The 18,486-nt window shown below is 66.4% G+C and carries 17 protein-coding genes; 3 read left to right on the plus strand and 14 right to left on the minus strand.

Features of this window, described 5'->3' with window-relative positions; genetic code table 11:
- Positions 1–103 precede the first annotated feature (103 nt).
- From H3H37_RS05715 to H3H37_RS05725, 3 genes are all read right to left on the minus strand, one after another.
- Positions 104–601 (minus strand): ADP-ribosylglycohydrolase family protein, encoded by a 498-nt coding sequence (locus H3H37_RS05715; protein WP_182160697.1) that lies wholly within the window; start codon positions 599–601, stop codon positions 104–106.
- A 93-nt stretch (positions 602–694) separates the two neighbouring features.
- Positions 695–3,019 carry a TonB-dependent receptor gene (locus H3H37_RS05720; RefSeq protein ID WP_182160698.1) on the minus strand — a complete coding sequence of 775 codons (2,325 nt, stop codon included), beginning with the start codon at positions 3,017–3,019 and terminating at the stop codon, positions 695–697.
- 182 nt (positions 3,020–3,201) lie between these two features.
- Positions 3,202–5,241, minus strand: coding sequence for a fused MFS/spermidine synthase (locus tag H3H37_RS05725; RefSeq protein WP_182160699.1), 2,040 nt, complete (start codon positions 5,239–5,241; stop codon positions 3,202–3,204).
- A 257-nt stretch (positions 5,242–5,498) separates the two neighbouring features.
- Here H3H37_RS05725 and H3H37_RS05730 point away from each other — a divergent pair, with 257 nt between their 5' ends.
- Entirely contained in the window at positions 5,499–5,699 is a 201-nt protein-coding gene (locus H3H37_RS05730) for a hypothetical protein (RefSeq protein ID WP_182160700.1), read from the plus strand.
- A gap of 55 nt (positions 5,700–5,754) precedes the next feature.
- Positions 5,755–6,513 (plus strand): GIN domain-containing protein, encoded by a 759-nt coding sequence (locus H3H37_RS05735; RefSeq protein ID WP_182160701.1) that lies wholly within the window; start codon positions 5,755–5,757, stop codon positions 6,511–6,513.
- 6 nt (positions 6,514–6,519) lie between these two features.
- Here the strand turns inward: H3H37_RS05735 and H3H37_RS05740 are convergent, their stop codons facing one another.
- The 11 genes from H3H37_RS05740 to H3H37_RS05790 form a co-directional block, all read right to left on the minus strand.
- Entirely contained in the window at positions 6,520–7,329 is an 810-nt protein-coding gene (locus H3H37_RS05740; protein ID WP_182160702.1) for a LytR C-terminal domain-containing protein, read from the minus strand.
- A 15-nt stretch (positions 7,330–7,344) separates the two neighbouring features.
- Positions 7,345–8,295 carry a type II secretion system F family protein gene (locus H3H37_RS05745; RefSeq protein ID WP_182160703.1) on the minus strand — a complete coding sequence of 317 codons (951 nt, stop codon included), beginning with the start codon at positions 8,293–8,295 and terminating at the stop codon, positions 7,345–7,347.
- 13 nt (positions 8,296–8,308) lie between these two features.
- Positions 8,309–9,286, minus strand: coding sequence for a type II secretion system F family protein (locus tag H3H37_RS05750; RefSeq protein ID WP_182160704.1), 978 nt, complete (start codon positions 9,284–9,286; stop codon positions 8,309–8,311).
- Between the two features lie 9 nt (positions 9,287–9,295).
- Entirely contained in the window at positions 9,296–10,642 is a 1,347-nt protein-coding gene (locus H3H37_RS05755; protein ID WP_182160705.1) for a TadA family conjugal transfer-associated ATPase, read from the minus strand.
- Between the two features lie 56 nt (positions 10,643–10,698).
- Positions 10,699–11,871 carry a CpaE/TadZ family protein gene (locus tag H3H37_RS05760; RefSeq protein WP_182160706.1) on the minus strand — a complete coding sequence of 391 codons (1,173 nt, stop codon included), beginning with the start codon at positions 11,869–11,871 and terminating at the stop codon, positions 10,699–10,701.
- Between the two features lie 57 nt (positions 11,872–11,928).
- Positions 11,929–12,252 carry a hypothetical protein gene (locus H3H37_RS05765; RefSeq protein ID WP_375539984.1) on the minus strand — a complete coding sequence of 108 codons (324 nt, stop codon included), beginning with the start codon at positions 12,250–12,252 and terminating at the stop codon, positions 11,929–11,931.
- Positions 12,253–12,266: 14 nt separating this feature from the next.
- Positions 12,267–13,808 (minus strand): type II and III secretion system protein family protein, encoded by a 1,542-nt coding sequence (locus H3H37_RS05770; protein WP_375539988.1) that lies wholly within the window; start codon positions 13,806–13,808, stop codon positions 12,267–12,269.
- Between the two features lie 35 nt (positions 13,809–13,843).
- Positions 13,844–14,698 (minus strand): Flp pilus assembly protein CpaB, encoded by an 855-nt coding sequence (gene cpaB / locus H3H37_RS05775; RefSeq protein ID WP_182160707.1) that lies wholly within the window; start codon positions 14,696–14,698, stop codon positions 13,844–13,846.
- Positions 14,695–16,053, minus strand: a complete 1,359-nt coding sequence (locus H3H37_RS05780) for a DUF8689 domain-containing protein (protein WP_182160708.1) — start codon at positions 16,051–16,053, stop codon at positions 14,695–14,697. The genes cpaB and H3H37_RS05780 overlap by 4 nt, the downstream gene beginning before the upstream one ends.
- Before the next feature lie 123 nt (positions 16,054–16,176).
- Entirely contained in the window at positions 16,177–16,704 is a 528-nt protein-coding gene (locus H3H37_RS05785; protein ID WP_182160709.1) for an A24 family peptidase, read from the minus strand.
- A gap of 58 nt (positions 16,705–16,762) precedes the next feature.
- Positions 16,763–16,942, minus strand: a complete 180-nt coding sequence (locus H3H37_RS05790; protein WP_182160710.1) for a Flp family type IVb pilin — start codon at positions 16,940–16,942, stop codon at positions 16,763–16,765.
- A 499-nt stretch (positions 16,943–17,441) separates the two neighbouring features.
- On the opposite strand from H3H37_RS05790, the gene H3H37_RS05795 reads away from it, so the two are divergent.
- Positions 17,442–18,485: a GGDEF domain-containing protein gene (locus H3H37_RS05795; RefSeq protein WP_182160711.1), complete on the plus strand. Its 1,044-nt coding sequence runs from the start codon at positions 17,442–17,444 to the stop codon at positions 18,483–18,485.
- Position 18,486 lies beyond the last annotated feature (1 nt).

The following is an 18,486-nucleotide window of genomic DNA, read 5'->3' on the forward strand; positions in this document are numbered from 1 at the left end:
TTGAAGCAGCTCCACTTGGAACTTAAGGAGCTGGGCTATGAGGGGTCATACGACCGTGTGGCAGCGTTTGCCAGGCAGTGGAAGGTGGGTCAATCGGAGTGGGTCAATTCTGCGAGCAAACGAACATCGCACGATTTTTTGCCATCCAGATTGCATGCGCGGTCGCCTTGGCCGCGTCCAGCCCGATCTGATGGTCGTGCGTGCAGGCAGTGACCTTCGTTGCCTTAGCCAGCACGTCATCCCATGTGTCTCCCAGCATGGCTGCTGGCGACACCCGCATCGCGCCGCCGTTGCCAGCGCTCCCATATGGCTCATCATCCGGGTTATTTAGCCATACCCAAAAAATCGCGCCATACCCGCCACGCTGCGGTTTAACGCGCTGGGCCCAAGCGCGCATTGAAGTAGCAGGATCAACGTCATTCAACAACGCGTCCGCGACCGCAACGGTCATGATCGTATCGTCCGTAAACGCGCATTGGGCCGAAAACATCTCGAAGCGATCATGTTTGATCCGGTTGAACTCCCAAGGCGATCCTATGAGATCGCCAAGCAATGCTCCATACATAAACAGCCTTAACTCAGTCGAGGGGGAGGTGACCATCAAAACGCCGCCTGACGATCACCGCAACTAACGCTCACCGTGGTATTGACCATCCCCCAACCGTGCTGGCCACCTGGTTACTCTTAGACCAGATCAGAACTTGCTCGACAAGCTCATCCCAATGCTGCGTGGGTTCACGCGGTAGCCCTGCACGATCGACGCCACCTGCGGATGCTGGATCAGCGTGTCCTCATCCAGCGCATTCTTCACAAACACAGTCAAGCTGACGCGGTCGAAGCTCATGCCGGCGCTGAGGTCGACCGTGTGATAGGCCGGCCGCAGGTAATCGGTCTGGCTCGGATCGAGCGAACCATGGCTGGAACCCACCCACTGCATGCCACCCATCACGAATGCGCCGCGCTCGCCCACGGCGAAGTTATACTGCGCATTGATGGCCGCGTTGTACTTGGGTACGCCCTGGATAGGCGCGCCCTCGTGCGCGCCCACGATGCCCGACTGCAGCCCGATATCGTTCGACAGTTCCGCCTTCACATAGCCGCCCGACGCGCTCAAGGTCAGGCCGGACATCGGCTTGCCCTTGATCTCGAACTCGAAGCCCTTGCTGGTGGCATCGCCCGCGTTGGCGTTGTAGGTGTAGGCGCAGGTCGGCAGATACACGCCCTGCTGGATGTTCTTCCACTTCACATAGAACAGGTCGGCGTTGACGGTCAGGCGGCCACCCATGAAGCGCGATTTGTTGCCGACCTCGTAGCTCCACAGGCTGTCCGGCGCGTAGGTGCCCGGCGCGGCCGTGATGCCGTTGGCCGCCAGATCCGGGCCGCAGGTGGTGGGCGGCACATAGACGTTGGAGCCGCCCAGACGGAAGCCCTTGGCCACGCTGGTGTAGACCGTGTTGCTGGGGTCGATCTCCCACGTCAGCGCGTATTTCGGCGTGAACGCCTTGGACGACTGCTCGCCGCCGCCGTTGCTGCCGGCGCCGGCCAGGTAGTTGCCGTTGAGCTGGGACAGCGTCGAGGTGGCTTTCAGGTAGCGCGCGCCGACGGTCGCGTGCACGGCTGGCGTGAAGTAGTAATTGGCCTCGCCAAACACCGAGCCCTGGCGTTCGCGGTAGTGGAAGTTGCCGGAGAACGAATTATCGTTCGGGAAGTCGTTCGGGAAGGCGCCCGGCAACACATCAGGGTCCGACGTGCTCAAGCCAAACTGCTGGAACAGCGCGTTGACGCCGAAGATGGGGTCGTTCTCGGTCACGTTGGTGTGCTGGTTGGCGTAGTAGGCGCCGGCCAGCCAGGTCCACGGCGACACGGCCGCGTCGTACGGCTTGGACGCGAGCCGCACTTCCTGCGCGATCTGGCGCACCTGGTTATTCAGGTAGACGGCCGACGGCAACGCCGCCACGCCATCGATCAATTCCTGCGGCGCCGTGCCGCCATCGGCCACGGAGGTCAGGAAAGTCGACAGCGAATAGCTGTTGTAGGCCGAACCGTTCTGGGTGCGGTCGAACTTGCGCTGGAAATAGCTGGTGCTGGCCGTGAGGTCGGCCGCGCCCATGTCCCAGTTGATGGTCACGCTTGGCGCGAACAGCACGTCGTTGGACGGCTCGCGCACCTGCTTTTGTGACTGGTAGCGCGGCAGCTCCAGGTTGAAGGCGGCGATATCCTTGGCGTTGACCCGCTGGTAGTAGACCGACGGCGACACCGTCAGCGTGCGGCTCGGCATCCACTTGAGCGCCACGCGCAGTTCCTGGTCGTCGATCTTGTTGATGTTGTTGGCCAGCGTGTTGCCGGCGCCGTCGACCTGGTTGATGAAGCCGCCCGTGTGCTGCACTTGCGCACCGATGCGCAGCGCCAATTCATCCTTCACCAGCGGGAAGTTGCCGACAATGTTGGCGGCGTAATTCATGCTGCCGCCCTTGGTGCTGGACGCTTCCGTGTAGGTGGTGAATTCGCGCTCCTTCAGGTCAGGCTCGTTGGGCACGAACTTGATGGTGCCGCCCATGGAGCCGGCGCCGTACAGCGTGGCCTGCGGCCCGCGCAGCACTTCCACGCGGTCGAGGTCGAAGAATTTGGGTTCGATGTTGCCCATCGTGTAGACATTGCCCACCGTGACCGGCACTTCGCCCAGGTAGATGCCCACCGTGGCCGCGCCGGCGGCCGAGCTGATGCCGCGGATCTCGATGTTCGACGTGCCCGGCCCGGCGCCGCCGTTGCCGGTGGCGGCCGTGAAGGAGACGTTGGGCACCACGCGCGTGAGGTCGGTGATGTCGTTGACGTGTTCGTTCTGCAGTTGGGCACCGGTGACGGCGCTGATGCTCATCGCCACCTTGCTCGGGTCTTCCTTGCGCTTTTGCGCGGTGACTTTGACGACTTCGATCTGGTCGGACTGCACCTGTTGCGACCATGCGGGCGCGCCCAGGGTGGCGGCGACGGCGACGACGAGAACTTTTCTGCGTATTTTCATGCGAATTCTTTCCGAGAGTGGCGAGGTTGCTCCAAGTAACGACATCTGCGCTCTCGCATGGTGCACGAATCAGTGCAAGATTGGCAAAAAAATGCCACCAAGTGTGGCGTTTTTTCATCTTTTCCACCGAGATCATCTTGCTTGATAGATAAGCAAGAAACCTGCCACCGCCCTGCGCCGCCCTATTTGAGGATGCTGACGATGCTGCTGTAATCGTCGGTCCACGGCCGGATCGCGCTGTGGCGCGGCGCTTGCGCGGCCACGTGGCGTATCCGCTCCGGGTGGGCGATGCTGGCCGGCCGCCCCACCAGCACCCACTGCGCGCGGGCCACGCCTGTTTGCGGGTCGGAATACGAGTCGACCAGGAAGCTGTCGCGCTGGTAGTAAGCGGCCGCGCTTTGCACCACGGGCACCAGGTCCAGGTGCAGGTTGGAGACATGCACCGCCAGCACGCCCCCGCCGTTGAGGTGGCGGAAGTACTCGCCGAACGCTTCGCGCGTGAGCAGGTGGACGGGGATGGCGTCGCCGGAAAACGCATCCAGCACGATCAGGTCGAAATGCTGGGGCGGCTCCGCTTCCAGCGACAGGCGCGCGTCGCCGTGGGCGATGTCCACAGTGGCCTTGCAATCGGACAGGAAGCTGAATGCCGACCTGGCCAGCTGGCTGACCAGCGGATTGATTTCGTAAAAGCGGTAGTAATCGCCGGGCCGGCAATAGGCCGCCATGGTGCCCGCGCCCAGGCCGACCACGCCCACGCGCTGCGGCGCTTCCGTGCGGCTGGCGGCCATGCCCACGCCAGCGCCGCTGGCGGTACCGTAATACGACGTGGGCCAGCGCCGCCGGTCCGCCCGCTGATACTGGAAGCCATGCAGGATGATCCCGTGCGACAGCTGGCGCACCGCATCCTTGCCCTCGCCCACGTCGCGCACCTTGACGATGCCATAGAAGTTCCTGGCCTTGTTGATGCCACGTTCGACCAGCAATTCCTTGCCCACATACAGGCAGACGCTGAGCGTGGAGGTGAACACGATGGCCTTTTTCCACGATTCGCCGGACCAGTTGAAGGGCATGACCACGTCCGGTTCCCGCCAGACGGTGTGAAATACCAACAGCAGCGCGCCAATGGCGGCGACCGGCAGCTCGTAATTGTCATTGAACAGCCGCGGCGCCAGCAAGGCCACGAACATGCCGCCGATGGCACCGCCGGCGGCGATCATCAGGTAGTAGGCCGTCAGCCGCGCGGGGGCGGGCTTGAGCCTGGCCAACTCACCATGGCACACCATGCAGCAGACGAACAGGCCGATGCTGAAGAACAGGACTTGCAAGAGCACGTGCTCATTGAGCAGCAAGGGGAACATGCACAACACGATCATCAGCGGCACCATGGCGGCGAACGCGGGCAAATACCAGTCACGCCGGTACCAGCCACCGCCCTCGAAGCACAGGATAAAGCTCAGCAGGTACAGCACCAGCGGCAGCACCCACAGCAGCGGAATGGGGGCGATATTTTCCGTCAGGTGGCTGGTGACGGACATCAGCAGCACCGTCGGCAGCGCCGCCAGCGCCGTCCAGCGCCAGCGCGCGCCCTGCTGCACCGCCTCCTGCGCCGTGGCGGGCGCGCCCGTCGACATCGCCGCCGGCAACCGGGCGCCCCGCACGGACAGCGCCATGCAGCACAGCGCGAACACCCCATAACCAACCGACCACCCCAGCGACATGGCGCGCGTGGCCAGCCGGGGCTCGAAAAACAGGGGATAGCTGAGCAACCCGATCATGGAGCCGAAATTGGACAGCGCGAACAACCGGTAGGGAATCCGCCCCGCTTCCTCGCGCGCATACCAGGCCTGGAGCAAGGGGCCGGTGGACGACAGCAGGAAATACGGCAGGCCAATCATCGCCGCCATCAAGCCCAGGATGCGCCACGATGGGTCGGCATCGCCGGCGGGCTTCCAGCTAGCGTCCGGCACAATGGGCAGCAGCGCCACGCTAGCGGCTAGCAAAACGATATGCAGCACGGCCTGGCGGCGCGGACGCAGGTAGCGTACCGTCAGGTGGGCGTACAGATAGCCGAGCAACAGCAACAACTGAAAGAACAACATGCAGGTGCTCCAGACGGCGGCCGAGCCGCCGAACCACGGCAGGATCATCTTGCCGACGATGGGCTGGATCTGGAATAGCAGGAAGGCGCTCAGGAAGATCGTGCTGGCATAGAGTAGCGTCATCGTTGCGGTCCCGTCCCTGGACTAACTGTCGATGTGCCAGCTTAGAGTGCCGCCAGACGGGGCGCAATAGCTGATTTGTCCTGCTCCCGCCTCCCGTCACTACCGTCGCGCCACCGCGCTTCCCGCTTGCTATCGGCATTCTGGCCCGCAAAAAACGCAGTTCGTCGCATCCCGATGGTGACGTGGGCGGGCCCTGTCTATAGTTCACTCATCGCAGCACACATCCCAACGCAGCACCAACGACAAGGAGCATCAAAATGAACATCGCTAAAAACATGGAAGCCATCTTCATCATCGCCACCGTGCTGGTCGCCGGCACCAGCCTGGCCACCGCCGCCGTCCCCGCGCACCACGCTGCACCGCGCGTCGTGGCCAAGGTCGACAACGCCCCCATGCAAGTGGTGACCATCAGCGCCAAGCGCCTGACGGCTGAACAGAAAGCGGCGCTGGGCAACTAAGCGCTACCCTCACCACACCACCACATCACGACCTGACGACGACGGGAGCATCCACATGAAACGAATCTTTCGCGCCGCATTCCTGGCCACGGCACTGTGCAGCGGAGCACTCCCCGCGCTGGCCGATGAAACCGCCAGTGAACAGCGCGCCGTCGATGCCCGCACCGTCAACATCAACCTCGATGGCGTGATTAGCCTGAACGTGAAGCAGGGACCGGCCGCGCTCACCATCTACGGCGACCCGCGTTACCTGCCCAAGGTCGTGGTGGAGCAGCACGGCGACAGCCTGCACATCGGCACCGAGCTGCGCGGCCTCCACATCGGCAAGACGGACCTGCGCGCGGAACTGACCCTGCCCAACCTGCATGAACTGGTGTCGGGCGGCGTGGGCTCCACGGAGATCAGCGGTTTCAGCGGCGACACGCTACGCCTGTCCCTCGATGGCGCCGGCAGCATCAACACCAAATCCCAATACCGCAATGTGAACGTCAAGCTGGCCGGCGTAGGCAGCATCAACCTCGACGCGGGCAGCAGCGACAACATGGATCTGAACCTGCGCGGCGCGGGCAGCATGCACGTCCACGGCCAGGTCAGGAAGCTGCACGCCATCCTGAGCGGCGTGGGCAGCCTCGATGCGCGCCAGCTGCAGGCCGACAGCGTCGACGTGAGCCTGACGGGCATGGGCAGCGCGCGCCTGTTCGCGAAAGACAGCGCCAACATGAACCTGACGGGGCTCGGTTCGGCCACCGTCTACGGCAAGCCGGCCAACCGCCAGGCCAATGCGCGCGGCATGGGCAGCGTGCACTGGGAATAGCACGCCTTACTTCAGATAGCGCTGCCGCAGCACGGCAGGACTGAGCAGATCCCGCCCCAGCACGATGCGCACTTCCGCGCGCTGCTGTCCCTCACGCGGCGCCGTCACTGTCATACCCAGCCGGGTGGCCAGCGCCTCCGCCGCCTCCTGCTGGTCGGCCCGGTATTCGACCCGGCTCACGGGAACCGCAAACGGCCGCACATTCGTCAGCCGCACCACCTTTACGTCATCGCCGCGCATGGTGCGCGCCAGCGCCGCCGCCATGCCCGTCACGCCGTTGCCGTTGCTGATCTCCAGCCGGACGGGCTGGTTGCCGGCCACTGCCACCGGTGACGACGACGATGCCGCTTGCCCCATCAGCGCTGATCCCGCCGGCGCTTGCGCCGCGACGCGCCGCAGTTGCACCATCGCGCCGCCGACGGCGATCACCTCGATCCGCGCCAGCGCTTGCGGTGGATGCGGTGGCGCCTCCTCCGCGCGATTCGGCATGGACCGCTCAAGCTCCTCTCGCCGGCGGGCGGCCAGCAGCGCGTAGTCCCTTTCCAGGTCGTGCGTCCGCAGCGACTGCGCCTGCCGGCGCATCAACGCCGCCCGCTCACCTTGTCCCTGCAGTTCCAGCGCTTGCGCCAGTTGCTCCCAATGGCCAGGGTCCAGGGGATCATGCACGCAGGCCTGCTCCAGCGCCGTGACAGCCTGCTCGCCTTCGCTCGCCAGCACATGGCCAGCTGGCCCGGGCGGCGCCACGCCGGCGCTGCCGCACGCCAGCAGCGCCGTGCCGGCACAGGCGGCGCTCAACAAACGGATCGCGGTTCGCATGGTCGACTCCTCCGGTTAATTTGTGTTGGCCAGCGTCGGCAGCAGGACGCGCACGATCTGCATGGCCGCAGGTCCCAGCAACACCAGCATGAGCGTAGGGAAGATGCAGAAGATCAGGGGGAACAACAGCTTGAGCGCGATCTTGGCGGCCGACTCCTCGGCCGCCAGGCTGCGCTTGTGGCGCAGGTTATCCGAGTGCACGCGCAGCGAATCGCCCATGCTGGTGCCAAAGCGCTCGGACTGGATCAGCATGGCCACCAGCGTATCCACATCCTCCACCCCGCTGCGCAGGGCCAGGTTGCGCAAGGCCTTTTCTTTGCTGAAGCCGGCCCGCATCTCCATCAGCACCAGTTGCAGTTCCTGGGCCAGCGCCACGCTCTTGATATGGATCTCGCCGGCCACCTTGGCCAGCGCCCGTTCCAGGCTCAGGCCCGCTTCCACGCACACGGTGAGCAGATCCAGGCCGTCCGGGAAGTTCTCGAAAATCTCGCGCTGGCGATGGGCTGCGGCCCGCGCCAGGATCACGTTGGGGCTGTAGTAGCCCAGGCTGGCGCCCAGCAGCAGCAACAGCAGGAAGCCGTTCTGCATGACGCTATCGAGTGCAGCCGCACCCAGCACGGCCATCATGGCCGGCACCCCCAGCGCCAGCACCGTCTTGGCGCCGAAATACAGGGTCGGCGCGTTGGCGTTGCGCCAGCCGGCATTCATGAAGCGCGTGCGCAGCGGATGTTTTTCCCAGCCCTCCTCCGGCAGCGACAGCTTCATGAACGGCTGCGCCACCTTGGCCACCTTCTCGACCCAGCCATTATCGTCGTTATTGTCCTGCCCCTCGGGCGCCGGCGGCGCGATGAACATGCCCAGCCGCTCGCGCAACGGCACCGGGGACAGCATCAGCATGGCCAGCAGCACCAGCGCCACCACCACCGCGAATACGATCACCAGAAACAGGATCTGCCGCCCGTCCATATCGCCTCCCCGCTCACACGCGAATGCGGATCAGGCTGCGCATCCAGGCCACGCCCAGCGCGCTGATGCCGGCCGCGTACCACATCAGGCGCACCCCGGTCGGATCGTGCCACAGGGGACGCACGTATTCCGGATTCACCACCGTCATCACCAGCAGCACGCCGATCGGCAACAAGCCCAGTATCCAGGCCGACATCCTGCCTTCGGCCGACATCACCCGCACCTGGCCCAGCAGCTTGAGGCGGGCCCGTATCAGGCGGCTGATGCTGCCCAGGATCTCGGCCAGGTTGCCGCCCGATTCGCGCTGGATCAGCACCGCGATCACCAGGTAGCGCAAGTCCGTCAGCGGCACGCGGGTGGCCAGGTTGTGCAGCGCCTCATTCATCGGCACCCCATAATTGATCTCCCGGTGGGCGTAGCGGAATTCCGCGGCGATCGGATCGGGCATCTCCTCGCCCGCCATCTGCAGCACGTTGGCGAAGGAATGGCCGGCGCGCAGTGCGCGGCCCAGGAAGTCGGCCGCCTCCGGCAACTGCTGCTCGATCTTCTTCAGCCGCGCCGCGCGCGCACGCAGCAGCAGTCCGCCCGGCAGCAGCGGTCCCGCCGCCATCGCCGCCAGCGCGGCCGGTGTCGGCCAGTCCAGCAGCTGGGGCAGCACCAGCCCGGCCAACATGGTTGCCGTGGACACGCCCAGCAACTGCGCCACCGTCCACGACACCCCTGCCTGCAACAGCAGCCGGTCCAGCGCCGCCAGTTGCGGCACGCGGCGCAGCAGGCGATCCAGCGCCGGCGCGGCCGCATAGCGGCGCTGCTTGAGGATGCTGAGCTGCTCCGTGCCGCCGGCGCCGCCGCCCGACATCAGGCGCAGGCGCCGGGCGATACGGCGCGCGCCGCCACCATGGCTGCCGGACCACCACAGCCAGCTCCCTTCGATCGCCAGGATCACGGCGGCGAACAGCAGCACCGCGAAGCCGGTCATGAACATGTCCATCGCCGCCTCCTATTCGAACACCCGGTCCGGATCGAACACGGCATCCGGCACGGGCACGCCGAACATGCGCAGCCGCTCCGCGAAGCGCGGCCGCACGCCCGTCGCAAAAAACTGCCCCAGCACCTTGCCCGCCGCGTCGACCCCGGTCTGCTCGAAGCGGAAGATCTCGTGCATGGCCACCACCTCGCCCTCCATGCCAGTAATCTCCTGCAGGCTGACCAACTTGCGCGTGCCGTCCGTCAGGCGCGACACCTGCATCACCACCGTCACGGCCGAACAGATCTGCTGCCGCATGGCGCGCGGCGTCAGGTGCACGCCGGCCATACCCACCATGTTCTCCAGCCGCGACAGCGCGTCGCGCGGGGTGTTGGAGTGGATGGTGGCGAGCGAACCCTCGTGGCCCGTGTTCATGGCCTGCAGCATGTCGAGCGCCTCGGCGCCGCGCACCTCGCCCAAGATGATGCGGTCGGGCCGCATCCGCAGCGCGTTGCGCACCAGCGAACGCTGGTTGACCTCCCCCTTGCCTTCGATGTTGGGAGGCCGCGTCTCCAGCCGCACCACGTGGGCCTGGCGCAGTTGCAGTTCGGCCGCGTCCTCGATGGTGACCACACGCTCGCTGGCCGGGATGAAGCCGGACAGCACGTTGAGCAAGGTGGTCTTGCCGCTGCCCGTGCCGCCCGAGATCAGGATATTGACCTTGGCCTGGCCCAGCGCCTGCAGCACCTGCACCATGGGCGGCGTGAGGCTCTTGTATTCCAGCAGGCGCTGCACGGTGAGCGGATTGGCGGCGAAGCGGCGGATCGACAGGATGGGGCCATCGACGGCCAGCGGCGGAATGATGGCGTTCACGCGCGAGCCGTCCGGCAGCCGCGCGTCCACCATCGGGCTCGATTCGTCCACCCGCCGCCCCACGCGCGAGACGATCTTCTCGATGATCTTCATCAGGTGCGTGTTGTCGTGGAAGCTCACGTCGGTCAGCTCCAGCCGGCCGGCGCGCTCCACGTACACCTTGTCGCAGGTGTTGACGAGGATGTCGGAGACGCCGGGATCGGCCAGCAGCGGCTCCAGCGGCCCGAAGCCCAGCATCTCGTGCTGGATGTCGAGCACCAGGCTGTGGCGCTCATTCTGGTTGAGCGCGATCCGCTCATCCTCGATGATGCGCTGGACCAGCAACGCCAGCTCGTGCTTGAACTGCTCCGGCGTGAGCCGCTTGAGGCGCTCCAGGTCGATCCGGTCCAGGATGGTCTGGTGCATGCGCTTCTTCAGCTCCAGGTAGGCGCTGGCGGCCAGCGCCGGCGGGCCGCCGTGGTTCGCCCTGGGCTCGTCGGCCACGGCCAACCGTTCGCGTAGACTCATGTCGCTCTCCTTGCGGTGATATGCGGTGGTGTGCGGTGGCTGCGGCGCTGTGCGCCCTACTCCGCCTCGCTGCGCCCGAACAGGCGGTCGAACAAGCCCTTGCTCTCGGAAACGCGGCGCGCCGTGACCAGTTCCACCAGGTCGGCCAGGCTGCGCGCCACGGCGCTGCTGCGCGACAGCTGCAGCACGGGGATGCCCTGGTTGACGGAATCGGTGGCCGAGATGTAATCGTTGGGCACCGTGTGCACCACTTCCGCGCCCAGCGCGTGTTCCAGGTCGGCCAGCCGCAATTTGCCGCCCTTCTCGTAGCGGTTGACGATCAGGCGCGTGCGGTCGGTCGGATAACCGAGCGAGCGGAAGATGTCGAGCAGACGCCGGCCATCGCGGATGTCGGGCAGCGCCAGTTGCAGCACCGGGTGAATGGCGTCCGCCTGGTCCAGCGCGCGCAGCGAGATGGCGTCGATCTGGCGCCCCACGTCGAGCACGATGTAGTCGTAGTGCTGCCGTGCCACGCGCAGGATGGTGTCCATGTGCTCTGGCTTCATGTCCACCGTGTGGTTGGGGTCATCGGCGGCCGCCAGCACGCCGAAGTTGGAGGCCACGTGCACCAGGCAGGAATCGAGGAAGGCGCCATCCATGCGCGTGATCTGGGCACAGATGTCCGACAGCGTCATGGCCGGTTTCTGGTCCGACACATAGAGCGTGGCGTCGCCGAACTGGCCGTGCAGGTCGATCAGCAGCACCTTGCGTTCGGCCAGTGCCGCCAGCGCATAGCCAAAATTGGTGGACAGGAAGGTCGCGCCGCTGCCGCCCTTGCAGGAGATGAAGGCCAGCACCTTGCCATCGCGCATGTGGCTGACGCCGGCCGCCACCTCGATCCGGTCCATCGCCTCGTGGAAGGCGCGGTGCACCAGCGGCAGTTGCAGCACCTCCCGCATGCCGGCCCGCATGGCGCGGATCAGCAAATCCTGCTGGGCCTCGCGCGTGAGCAGGATGAACGAGGCGGACGGATAATGCTTGCTCAGGCGCTCGACCAGCTCGGCCTCGCCGGGCGCCACCTCGCTGGCGTCGAAGATCACCAGCGCGGGCGGCTCCGGCATCAGTCGTTCCACCGCGTCGCGCAGGCCATTGCGGGACGCCACCAGCTGCACGGGCGGCATGCGGGCCGAGCCCTGGGCGGCGATTTCCGCATGCAGCAGGCTGTCGCGGCTAATCATCAGCGCTTTCATTCCGGTTCCTTCACATCGTCGTTGGGATGGCCGTCCGCCGTCGGGCGGCTCGGTACGTCATCGGGCGCCGCTCACGCCGATGGTGAAGCTGGCCGGCTGCGGCTTGGGATCGGTGAACGATTTCTGGTAGCGGGCCTGGGCGGCGGCGGCGGCCCGCCCGTCCATGCCTGCCACCGGATCGGTGTTGCGCGCCGCCTCCGGGTGCAGCACCTGCTGCGCCAGCGTGGCGCGCGCCGCCAGGCCGAAGCGGCGGTCCCAGTCGGGCGTGGTAGCGGCGCAGCCCGACAGCAGCGCGGCGCCCAGGCACAAGGTCAGGTACATGCGCAGGTACATGCGCAGGCGTGCAGCCAGGCTGGCGCGGGATGGGATCAGGAGCGACATGGCCGGGCCTCCGTTCATTGGTGTTCGCGTACGCGCTCGCCACCGTCGCGGACGGCGGCCGGCGCGGGCGGCTTGCCTTCCATGCGCCCGCCGAGGAACAACTCGGCCCGGCCAGGCGTGCTGATGGCGTCCGTCGGCAGCGCATAGTTGGCCGGCAGCGGCTTGACCAGGTGGGCCGTGACGACGAACAGCAGCTCCGAGCGGTCGTGCTGGAAGTCGGTGCTGCGGAACAGCGCACCCAGCACGGGCAGCTCGCCCAGCACCGGCAGCGCGTGGATGTTGCTGACCTGGTTGTTCTTGATCAGGCCACCGATGGCGAAGCTCTGGCCATCCATCAGTTCCACCGTGGTGGCCGCGCGCCGGGTGGTGATCAGCGGCAGAACGGCGCCGCCCGAGAAGCCGGCCGCCGAAATGCCCACGCCCTCGCGCGACAGCTCCGACACTTCCGGCGCCACCCGCAGATTGATGCGGCCACCGGCCAGCACGGTGGGCGTGAAGCGCAGGCCGACGCCGAACTCCTTCTCCTCCAGCGTGACCTTGTTGTTGTCCTGCGCCACCGGGATGAAGATCTTGCCGCCGGCCAGGAAGCTGCCCTCCTGCCCGCTGATCGCCATCACGGTCGGTTCGGCCAGGATGCGCACCAGGCCATCCTGCTTTTCCGCCTCCACGGTGAACTGGCTGCCATTCGACTTGCTGGCATCGACCATGCCCCGGACGGTACCGCTCAGGAAATTCGACAGCAGCTTGGCGCTCCAGCTGCCGGAGGCGAAGCGCAGCGTGCTGCCCGCTTCCAGCTTGTCGAGCAGGGTCTTGGACACTTCCGCGATCTTCACCTCCAGCATCACCTGCTGCGGCGCGCTTACGCCCAGCAGGTTGACGATGCGCACCGTGCCGCTGCTGCCCCCGGACGACGCCCCCGGCGTGGCCGCAGCCGTGGCCGAACCGCTTGCCGCCTCCTCGCCCTTGCGGTTGACCAGCGGCTGCGCCGGCCGGCGCACGTAGGCCGCCGCCAGGTCCAGCACGTGGGCCAGGGTGGGGCCATCGTCCACGGTGCCGCTCAACACCAGCGTATCGGCCGCCGCGCTGACGCGGATGTTGCGCTCCTGGGGCAGCAGCGCTGCCAGCGTGGCTTGCAGCGCGCCCACGTCCATGCCCACCGTCACGTCCACCACGCTGCAGGTGCCGCTGCGGCCTTGCACGATCAAGTTGGTGCTGCCCACGTCCACGCCCGCCAGGTACAGCGTGTCGGGCGATACCAGCATGGCCTGCACCACGGCGGGATTGCCGACCGCGCGCGCGGCCACCGCCTCGGGTAGCCGCATCAGCGTGGACTTGCCCAATTGGAGCGTGAGCTGGCCCGGCGTCGCCGCCTCGCCCGTGCAGCGCAGCTGCGCCTCCGGGCGCGCCGCCGGCGCGGACGCCGTTCCGGGCGCGCCGCCGGCACGTGCCGCCGCCAGCGCCGCGATGGCGGGCCGCATGTCGGCCTGCGGCAAGCCGCCCGCCGCCGGCGCAGCGCAGGCGCCCCCGGTCAGCATAGCGAGCAGCAAGGCCGCCATGGCGTTCACCCGCAGCGCCTCCTGCGCCGGCGCGTTCACAGGCACTCCTGCGTGCTGCGCAAGCCGTCGATGACGGCGATGCAGTGGCGTTGCGCAAGGTGCTGCGCCGGTGCCAGTGCCGCGTGGATGGCCGGCATGTCGGCCGGCGCTTCGGCCGGCGCCGCGGCCACGGCGGGCATGGGCGCGGCGCGCTGGCCCAGCAGGGAGGCCTTGGTGGCGCCGTCCGTCACGCCCGGCTGCGGATCGACCTGGTTGCGCAGCACCAACGACAGCGTGCCCACGCTGCGCGCCAGGTCCAGCTTCTCAGCCTGTTCCGGCGTGACCTCCAGCGTGACGGCGTTCACCACGCGTGGCTTGGTTTCGTCGCGCCCCACCTCCTGCGCCACGGCCAGCACCAGTATCCGTTCCAGCACGATCTTGGAGATGCCCTGGTCGCGGCCCGCCGCGCCCTCGCTCTGGGTGTAGACGATGATGTCGACAAAGTTACCGGGCAGGGCGAAGCCGGCCACCCCCACCACATCGTTCACGCGGACCGTGATGGCGCGCTTGCCTTCCGCGATCAGGGCCGACAGGCCGCCCAGGGTGCCGGCCGGCGCCAGCTTCGACTCCGTCAGCGGCTCGCCCCGCAGCACGCTGCTCTTGATCACCCGGCCACTGAGCTTGGCCGGATCGCGCAGGGCGCCGCGCGGCAGGCTGTCGGCCGGCCAGTCCACCAGTTTGAGCAGCTCCGGCGCCAGGCGCTGCCCCAGGTTGACGTCGGCGGCGGCCACCACGATCTTGTTGCCGCCCCCGGCCGCCTGGTGCAGCAGCCAGCGCGACGCCATCACCACGGCGCCCAGGCCCAACAGCACGGCCAGCCCCAGCATCAATATGGCGCGCCGGTGCTTCATGCTATTTTCTCGCACAGGATGGTGTTCTCGCTGTCGGCCGCGCCACCGCAAGCGGCGAACATGCTGATCCAGGCCTGGTCCAGCGCGGCCACCGTGAGCCGGGGCGGCTCGCCGGCGAAACCGGCGAAGTCGGCGATGCGGGCCAGGATGTCGCGCGGGTAGCTGGCCAGCAGCGGTTCGCCGCTGCCCGCGTGCAGCTGCTCGATCAGGTAATCCAGCGCCGCCTCGTCCTGCGCCACGGCGGCGCTGTCGCACAGTTCACGGAACAGGCTGCGGTAGCGTGCTTCGCTCAAGGCCCCCACTTCGATCTTGTAAGCCAGCCGGCGCAGGGCGGCCGGGTCCAGCAAATGCTCGGGCGGCCGGTTGGTGGCGAACATCAACAGCAGCCGGAATGGCGCGGCGAACTTGTGGCCGCCCTGTAGCGTGACCTGGTCGCAGCCGGCGTCGAGCGGACGCAGGTAGCGGTTGAGCACATCGGCGGCCGGCATGCGCTGGCGCCCGAGGTCGTCCACCACCAGCAAGCCATTGTTGGCCTTGAAATGGGGCGGCGCGCGGTAGCTGCCGCTGCTGGCGTCCCACTGCGGTTCGAGCAGGTCGGCGCTCAGTTCCGCGCCCAGCGACACCAGCGGCCGCTGGCACAGCATCCAGCGCGAATCGCAGCTGCGCCGCTCCAGCGCCTGGCGCACGCGCGCGGCCAGCCGCGGCGGCGGCGCCTGGTGCACGGCCGCGTCGTACAACTGGATGATGTCCTGGCCCACGGCCACCGCGTGCGGCACGGCCACCACGCCCTGCAGCAGGCGCCCCAGTTTGCGCGCCAGCCAGGTCTTGCCGCTGCCGGGCAGTCCGTACAGCAGGATGGAGCGGCCCGAATACATGGCCGCCCCCAGCAGGCCATGCATGGCCGGCGCCAGGTGGTCGTCCGCCACCTCGACTGCCAGGTCGTCGGCCGTCACCGGCGGCAGCAGCGCCGCTTGCTGTTCGACCATGGCGCGGTAGGCGTCCAGCGTGACAGGCGCCGGGCCGGCGTAGGGGCAACGTTCCAGCCAGGCGGCGGCGCGCTGCTTGCCCACCGTGGTCAGCTGGTATTGCACGTCGATGTCGGACTCGCCGCGCCATGCCACTTCGGCCAGTTGCTCGGCCAGCATGAAGTCGAGCGTCTCTCGCAGCACGTTGATGGACAGGCGCAATTTGCCCGTCAGAATGGGTAGATGGGTGCGGCCACCGATGTACAGGCACTTGGCGATCAGCTCCACCAGCAACGCTTGCTCCAGCCCCGTCTCCCGTACCGATTTGGGCTGGGGCGGCAGCGGCGGCAGACCGTAGTCGGTGCTGACCTGCAGTTCAAGCTCGGACATGATGGTCCTCCTCAATCTGTCTGGCTCGCAAGATTGTTCCCACGAGCAATCGATTCTAGCGATGGGGGCGCACTGGACTTTGATCCGCAGCAAGCCCCCGGCGGCGGCACTTGGCCTGGGCCGTCATCGGCCCCACAGCACATAGCCCATGGTTCCCAGCGCGACGGCCAGGCCGTAGGGCATGCCGCCCACGCTGGCGCCCGGCGGCAGCGGCAGCGGTTGCAGCGGCACACCTAGCAGGCGCAGCAACAGCGGCTTGCCCAGCGCGGCCAGGTTGCGCCACAGTGCGCGCCAGCGACCGTTGTAGAGCAGCATCGCCAGCGCCATCAGGCCGCCGATCAGGCAAGACAGCAGGCCGATCAGCACGGCGCCCCACGGTCCTGTGAACGCGCCCACCATGGCCAGCAGCTTGACGTCGCCGGCGGCCATCCCACGCGCCAGGTACAGCGGCAGGAAAAGAAAGAAGCCGGCCAGCGCACCGGCCAGCCAGTCGGTCATGGGCGCCCAGTGGGGTCCGCCCAGCAGGTGCAGCACCAATGCCAGCAACAAGCCACTGAGCACCAGCACGTTGGGGATGCGGCGCGCCGACAGGTCCGTGTAGGCCGCCTGCGCGACCATGCAGATAAGGATCAATGCGGTGGCGTGGTTCATGGCGTCGCCTTTGCGCGATAGTCCTCCCGGCATGGCCTGCCCGGGAGGACGGACCCGTTCAAGGCGAGGTCAGCTTGTTGCCGATACCGGTGAAGGTATCGATCAGCGGCTGCTTGAGCAGCGCCACCGAGGCCAGCACGGCCGCCGCCATCACCGCCGCGATCAAGCCGTATTCGATGGCCGTGATCCCCTCGTCATCCCTGGCGAACTGCTTCGCCGCTGCAAGTAATGCATCCATGACAAACTCCCAAAAGTGATTGACATACCTACCCCTGGCGCAAGCGATACATGTAGAGGAGAAACTCTCCTTTCCTACTATCATTACCGCGCCATTGCGTTCACTATAGGGTCTGCAGCACTTCGGGAATTGACTTGACGCAAGCTTTCCATGTGGAACTATTTACATGATTTGCGGAAAATTTCAGCAGCATGTACACGCGGACGCTGGCTTATGTCAAACTGCACGGGTTTTCCGGCGGGTACGCTGGCACAGGCGATGGCCGGCCGCCGCTGTCGGGAAAAAGTTGCATGCAGTCGAGGGGAATGTTTTTTTTCGCACACATGAATTGCCTAGAATGCAAAAAGCTATTATCCTGCTTAGCTGTTCTTTGGAAAGGCCCCGTGCAAGCGTTTCACTGTGCGCCTTACTATCAAAAAAACATTGCGCTGATGCTTGATAGACGTGAACGGAATGAGGCTAGACACAAGGGTTGTGTGAAAATTTTCCAGAGACGAGAATGGATTCCCTACTGAAACACATGGTGGACATGACTGGCCACCGCGATCACACGATGCTCGACATCTCCGTGATCTCGGCGGTACAGGAGCTCGCCCATGCCACTCAGACCCGGGTCTTGTCGCTGGCGCAAGTGCGCGGCCAGCTGTTCGTGCGCCCGCGCGCCATCATCACCGATGGCTTGCCCGCCAAAATGGTGGACAACCCCGACCCCGGCAGCCCCGGTGAACCGATCAGCAACTTCCCCGCGCTGGCCGACTGCATCGCGCGCCATGAGGCGAGCGCCGACGAGGCCAACGCGGCCGGCGAACACACCCTGTGGCTGCCCATCTGGCTGGGCGACAAGGCCGACACCTGCCTGGAAATCGTCAACCCCACGCCCTACACCAGCGACACCATCCACGTGATCGGCGGTATCGTCAGCGTGTACCGCAATTTCCAGAACCTGCTCGACTACAGCGAACGCGATTCGCTGACGGGCTTGCTCAACCGCAAGACCTTCGACGACCAGCTCAGCAAGATGCTGGCCGCCAGCCCCGAACCGGAACCGGTGACCCTGCCCGGCGAACCGGAGCGGCGCCACCACCAGGAACAGGAAAAGCAATGGCTGGCCGTGGTCGATGTCGACCATTTCAAGCACGTCAACGACCGCTTCGGCCACCTGTACGGCGACGAAGTGCTGATCCTGATCGCCAACCTGATGACGTCCTCGTTCCGGGCCCAGGACCGGGTGTTCCGTTTCGGCGGCGAGGAATTCGTCGTGCTGCTGCGCTCGACCACGCTCGACAACGTCAAGAAGATCATCGACCGCTTCCGGGTGAACGTGGAATCGCACGAATTCCCGCAAGTGGGCCGGGTCACCGTCAGCGTCGGCTTCGTCAGCATCAGCGCCGTGGAGGCGCCCGTGATCATCCTCGGCAAGGCCGACCAGGCGCTGTATTACGCCAAGAGCCACGGCCGCAACCTGGCCTGCCACTACGACGAACTGGTCGAAGGCGGCTTGCTGCAAACCATAGAATCGAACGATACGGCCGAGTTCTTCTGAC

It is taken from the genome of Rugamonas brunnea (assembly GCF_014042345.1).
Lineage (GTDB): Bacteria > Pseudomonadota > Gammaproteobacteria > Burkholderiales > Burkholderiaceae_D > Rugamonas > Rugamonas brunnea.

Excerpts from the sequence above, each read along its gene's own strand:
- H3H37_RS05780 (WP_182160708.1), bottom strand. The coding sequence starts at position 16,053 with ATGTCCGAGCTTGAACTGCAGGTCAGCACCGACTACGGTCTGCCGCCG.
- H3H37_RS05765 (WP_375539984.1), bottom strand. The coding sequence starts at position 12,252 with ATGTCGCTCCTGATCCCATCCCGCGCCAGCCTGGCTGCACGCCTGCGC.
- H3H37_RS05745 (WP_182160703.1), bottom strand. The coding sequence starts at position 8,295 with ATGGACGGGCGGCAGATCCTGTTTCTGGTGATCGTATTCGCGGTGGTG.
- cpaB (WP_182160707.1), bottom strand. The coding sequence starts at position 14,698 with ATGAAGCACCGGCGCGCCATATTGATGCTGGGGCTGGCCGTGCTGTTG.
- H3H37_RS05725 (WP_182160699.1), bottom strand. The coding sequence starts at position 5,241 with ATGACGCTACTCTATGCCAGCACGATCTTCCTGAGCGCCTTCCTGCTA.
- H3H37_RS05715 (WP_182160697.1), bottom strand. The coding sequence starts at position 601 with ATGGTCACCTCCCCCTCGACTGAGTTAAGGCTGTTTATGTATGGAGCA.
- H3H37_RS05750 (WP_182160704.1), bottom strand. The coding sequence starts at position 9,286 with ATGGACATGTTCATGACCGGCTTCGCGGTGCTGCTGTTCGCCGCCGTG.
- H3H37_RS05755 (WP_182160705.1), bottom strand. The coding sequence starts at position 10,642 with ATGAGTCTACGCGAACGGTTGGCCGTGGCCGACGAGCCCAGGGCGAAC.
- H3H37_RS05795 (WP_182160711.1), top strand. The coding sequence starts at position 17,442 with ATGGATTCCCTACTGAAACACATGGTGGACATGACTGGCCACCGCGAT.
- H3H37_RS05740 (WP_182160702.1), bottom strand. The coding sequence starts at position 7,329 with ATGCGAACCGCGATCCGTTTGTTGAGCGCCGCCTGTGCCGGCACGGCG.
- H3H37_RS05770 (WP_375539988.1), bottom strand. The coding sequence starts at position 13,808 with ATGGCGGCCTTGCTGCTCGCTATGCTGACCGGGGGCGCCTGCGCTGCG.
- H3H37_RS05760 (WP_182160706.1), bottom strand. The coding sequence starts at position 11,871 with ATGAAAGCGCTGATGATTAGCCGCGACAGCCTGCTGCATGCGGAAATC.
- H3H37_RS05790 (WP_182160710.1), bottom strand. The coding sequence starts at position 16,942 with ATGGATGCATTACTTGCAGCGGCGAAGCAGTTCGCCAGGGATGACGAG.
- H3H37_RS05735 (WP_182160701.1), top strand. The coding sequence starts at position 5,755 with ATGAAACGAATCTTTCGCGCCGCATTCCTGGCCACGGCACTGTGCAGC.
- H3H37_RS05730 (WP_182160700.1), top strand. The coding sequence starts at position 5,499 with ATGAACATCGCTAAAAACATGGAAGCCATCTTCATCATCGCCACCGTG.
- H3H37_RS05720 (WP_182160698.1), bottom strand. The coding sequence starts at position 3,019 with ATGAAAATACGCAGAAAAGTTCTCGTCGTCGCCGTCGCCGCCACCCTG.
- H3H37_RS05785 (WP_182160709.1), bottom strand. The coding sequence starts at position 16,704 with ATGAACCACGCCACCGCATTGATCCTTATCTGCATGGTCGCGCAGGCG.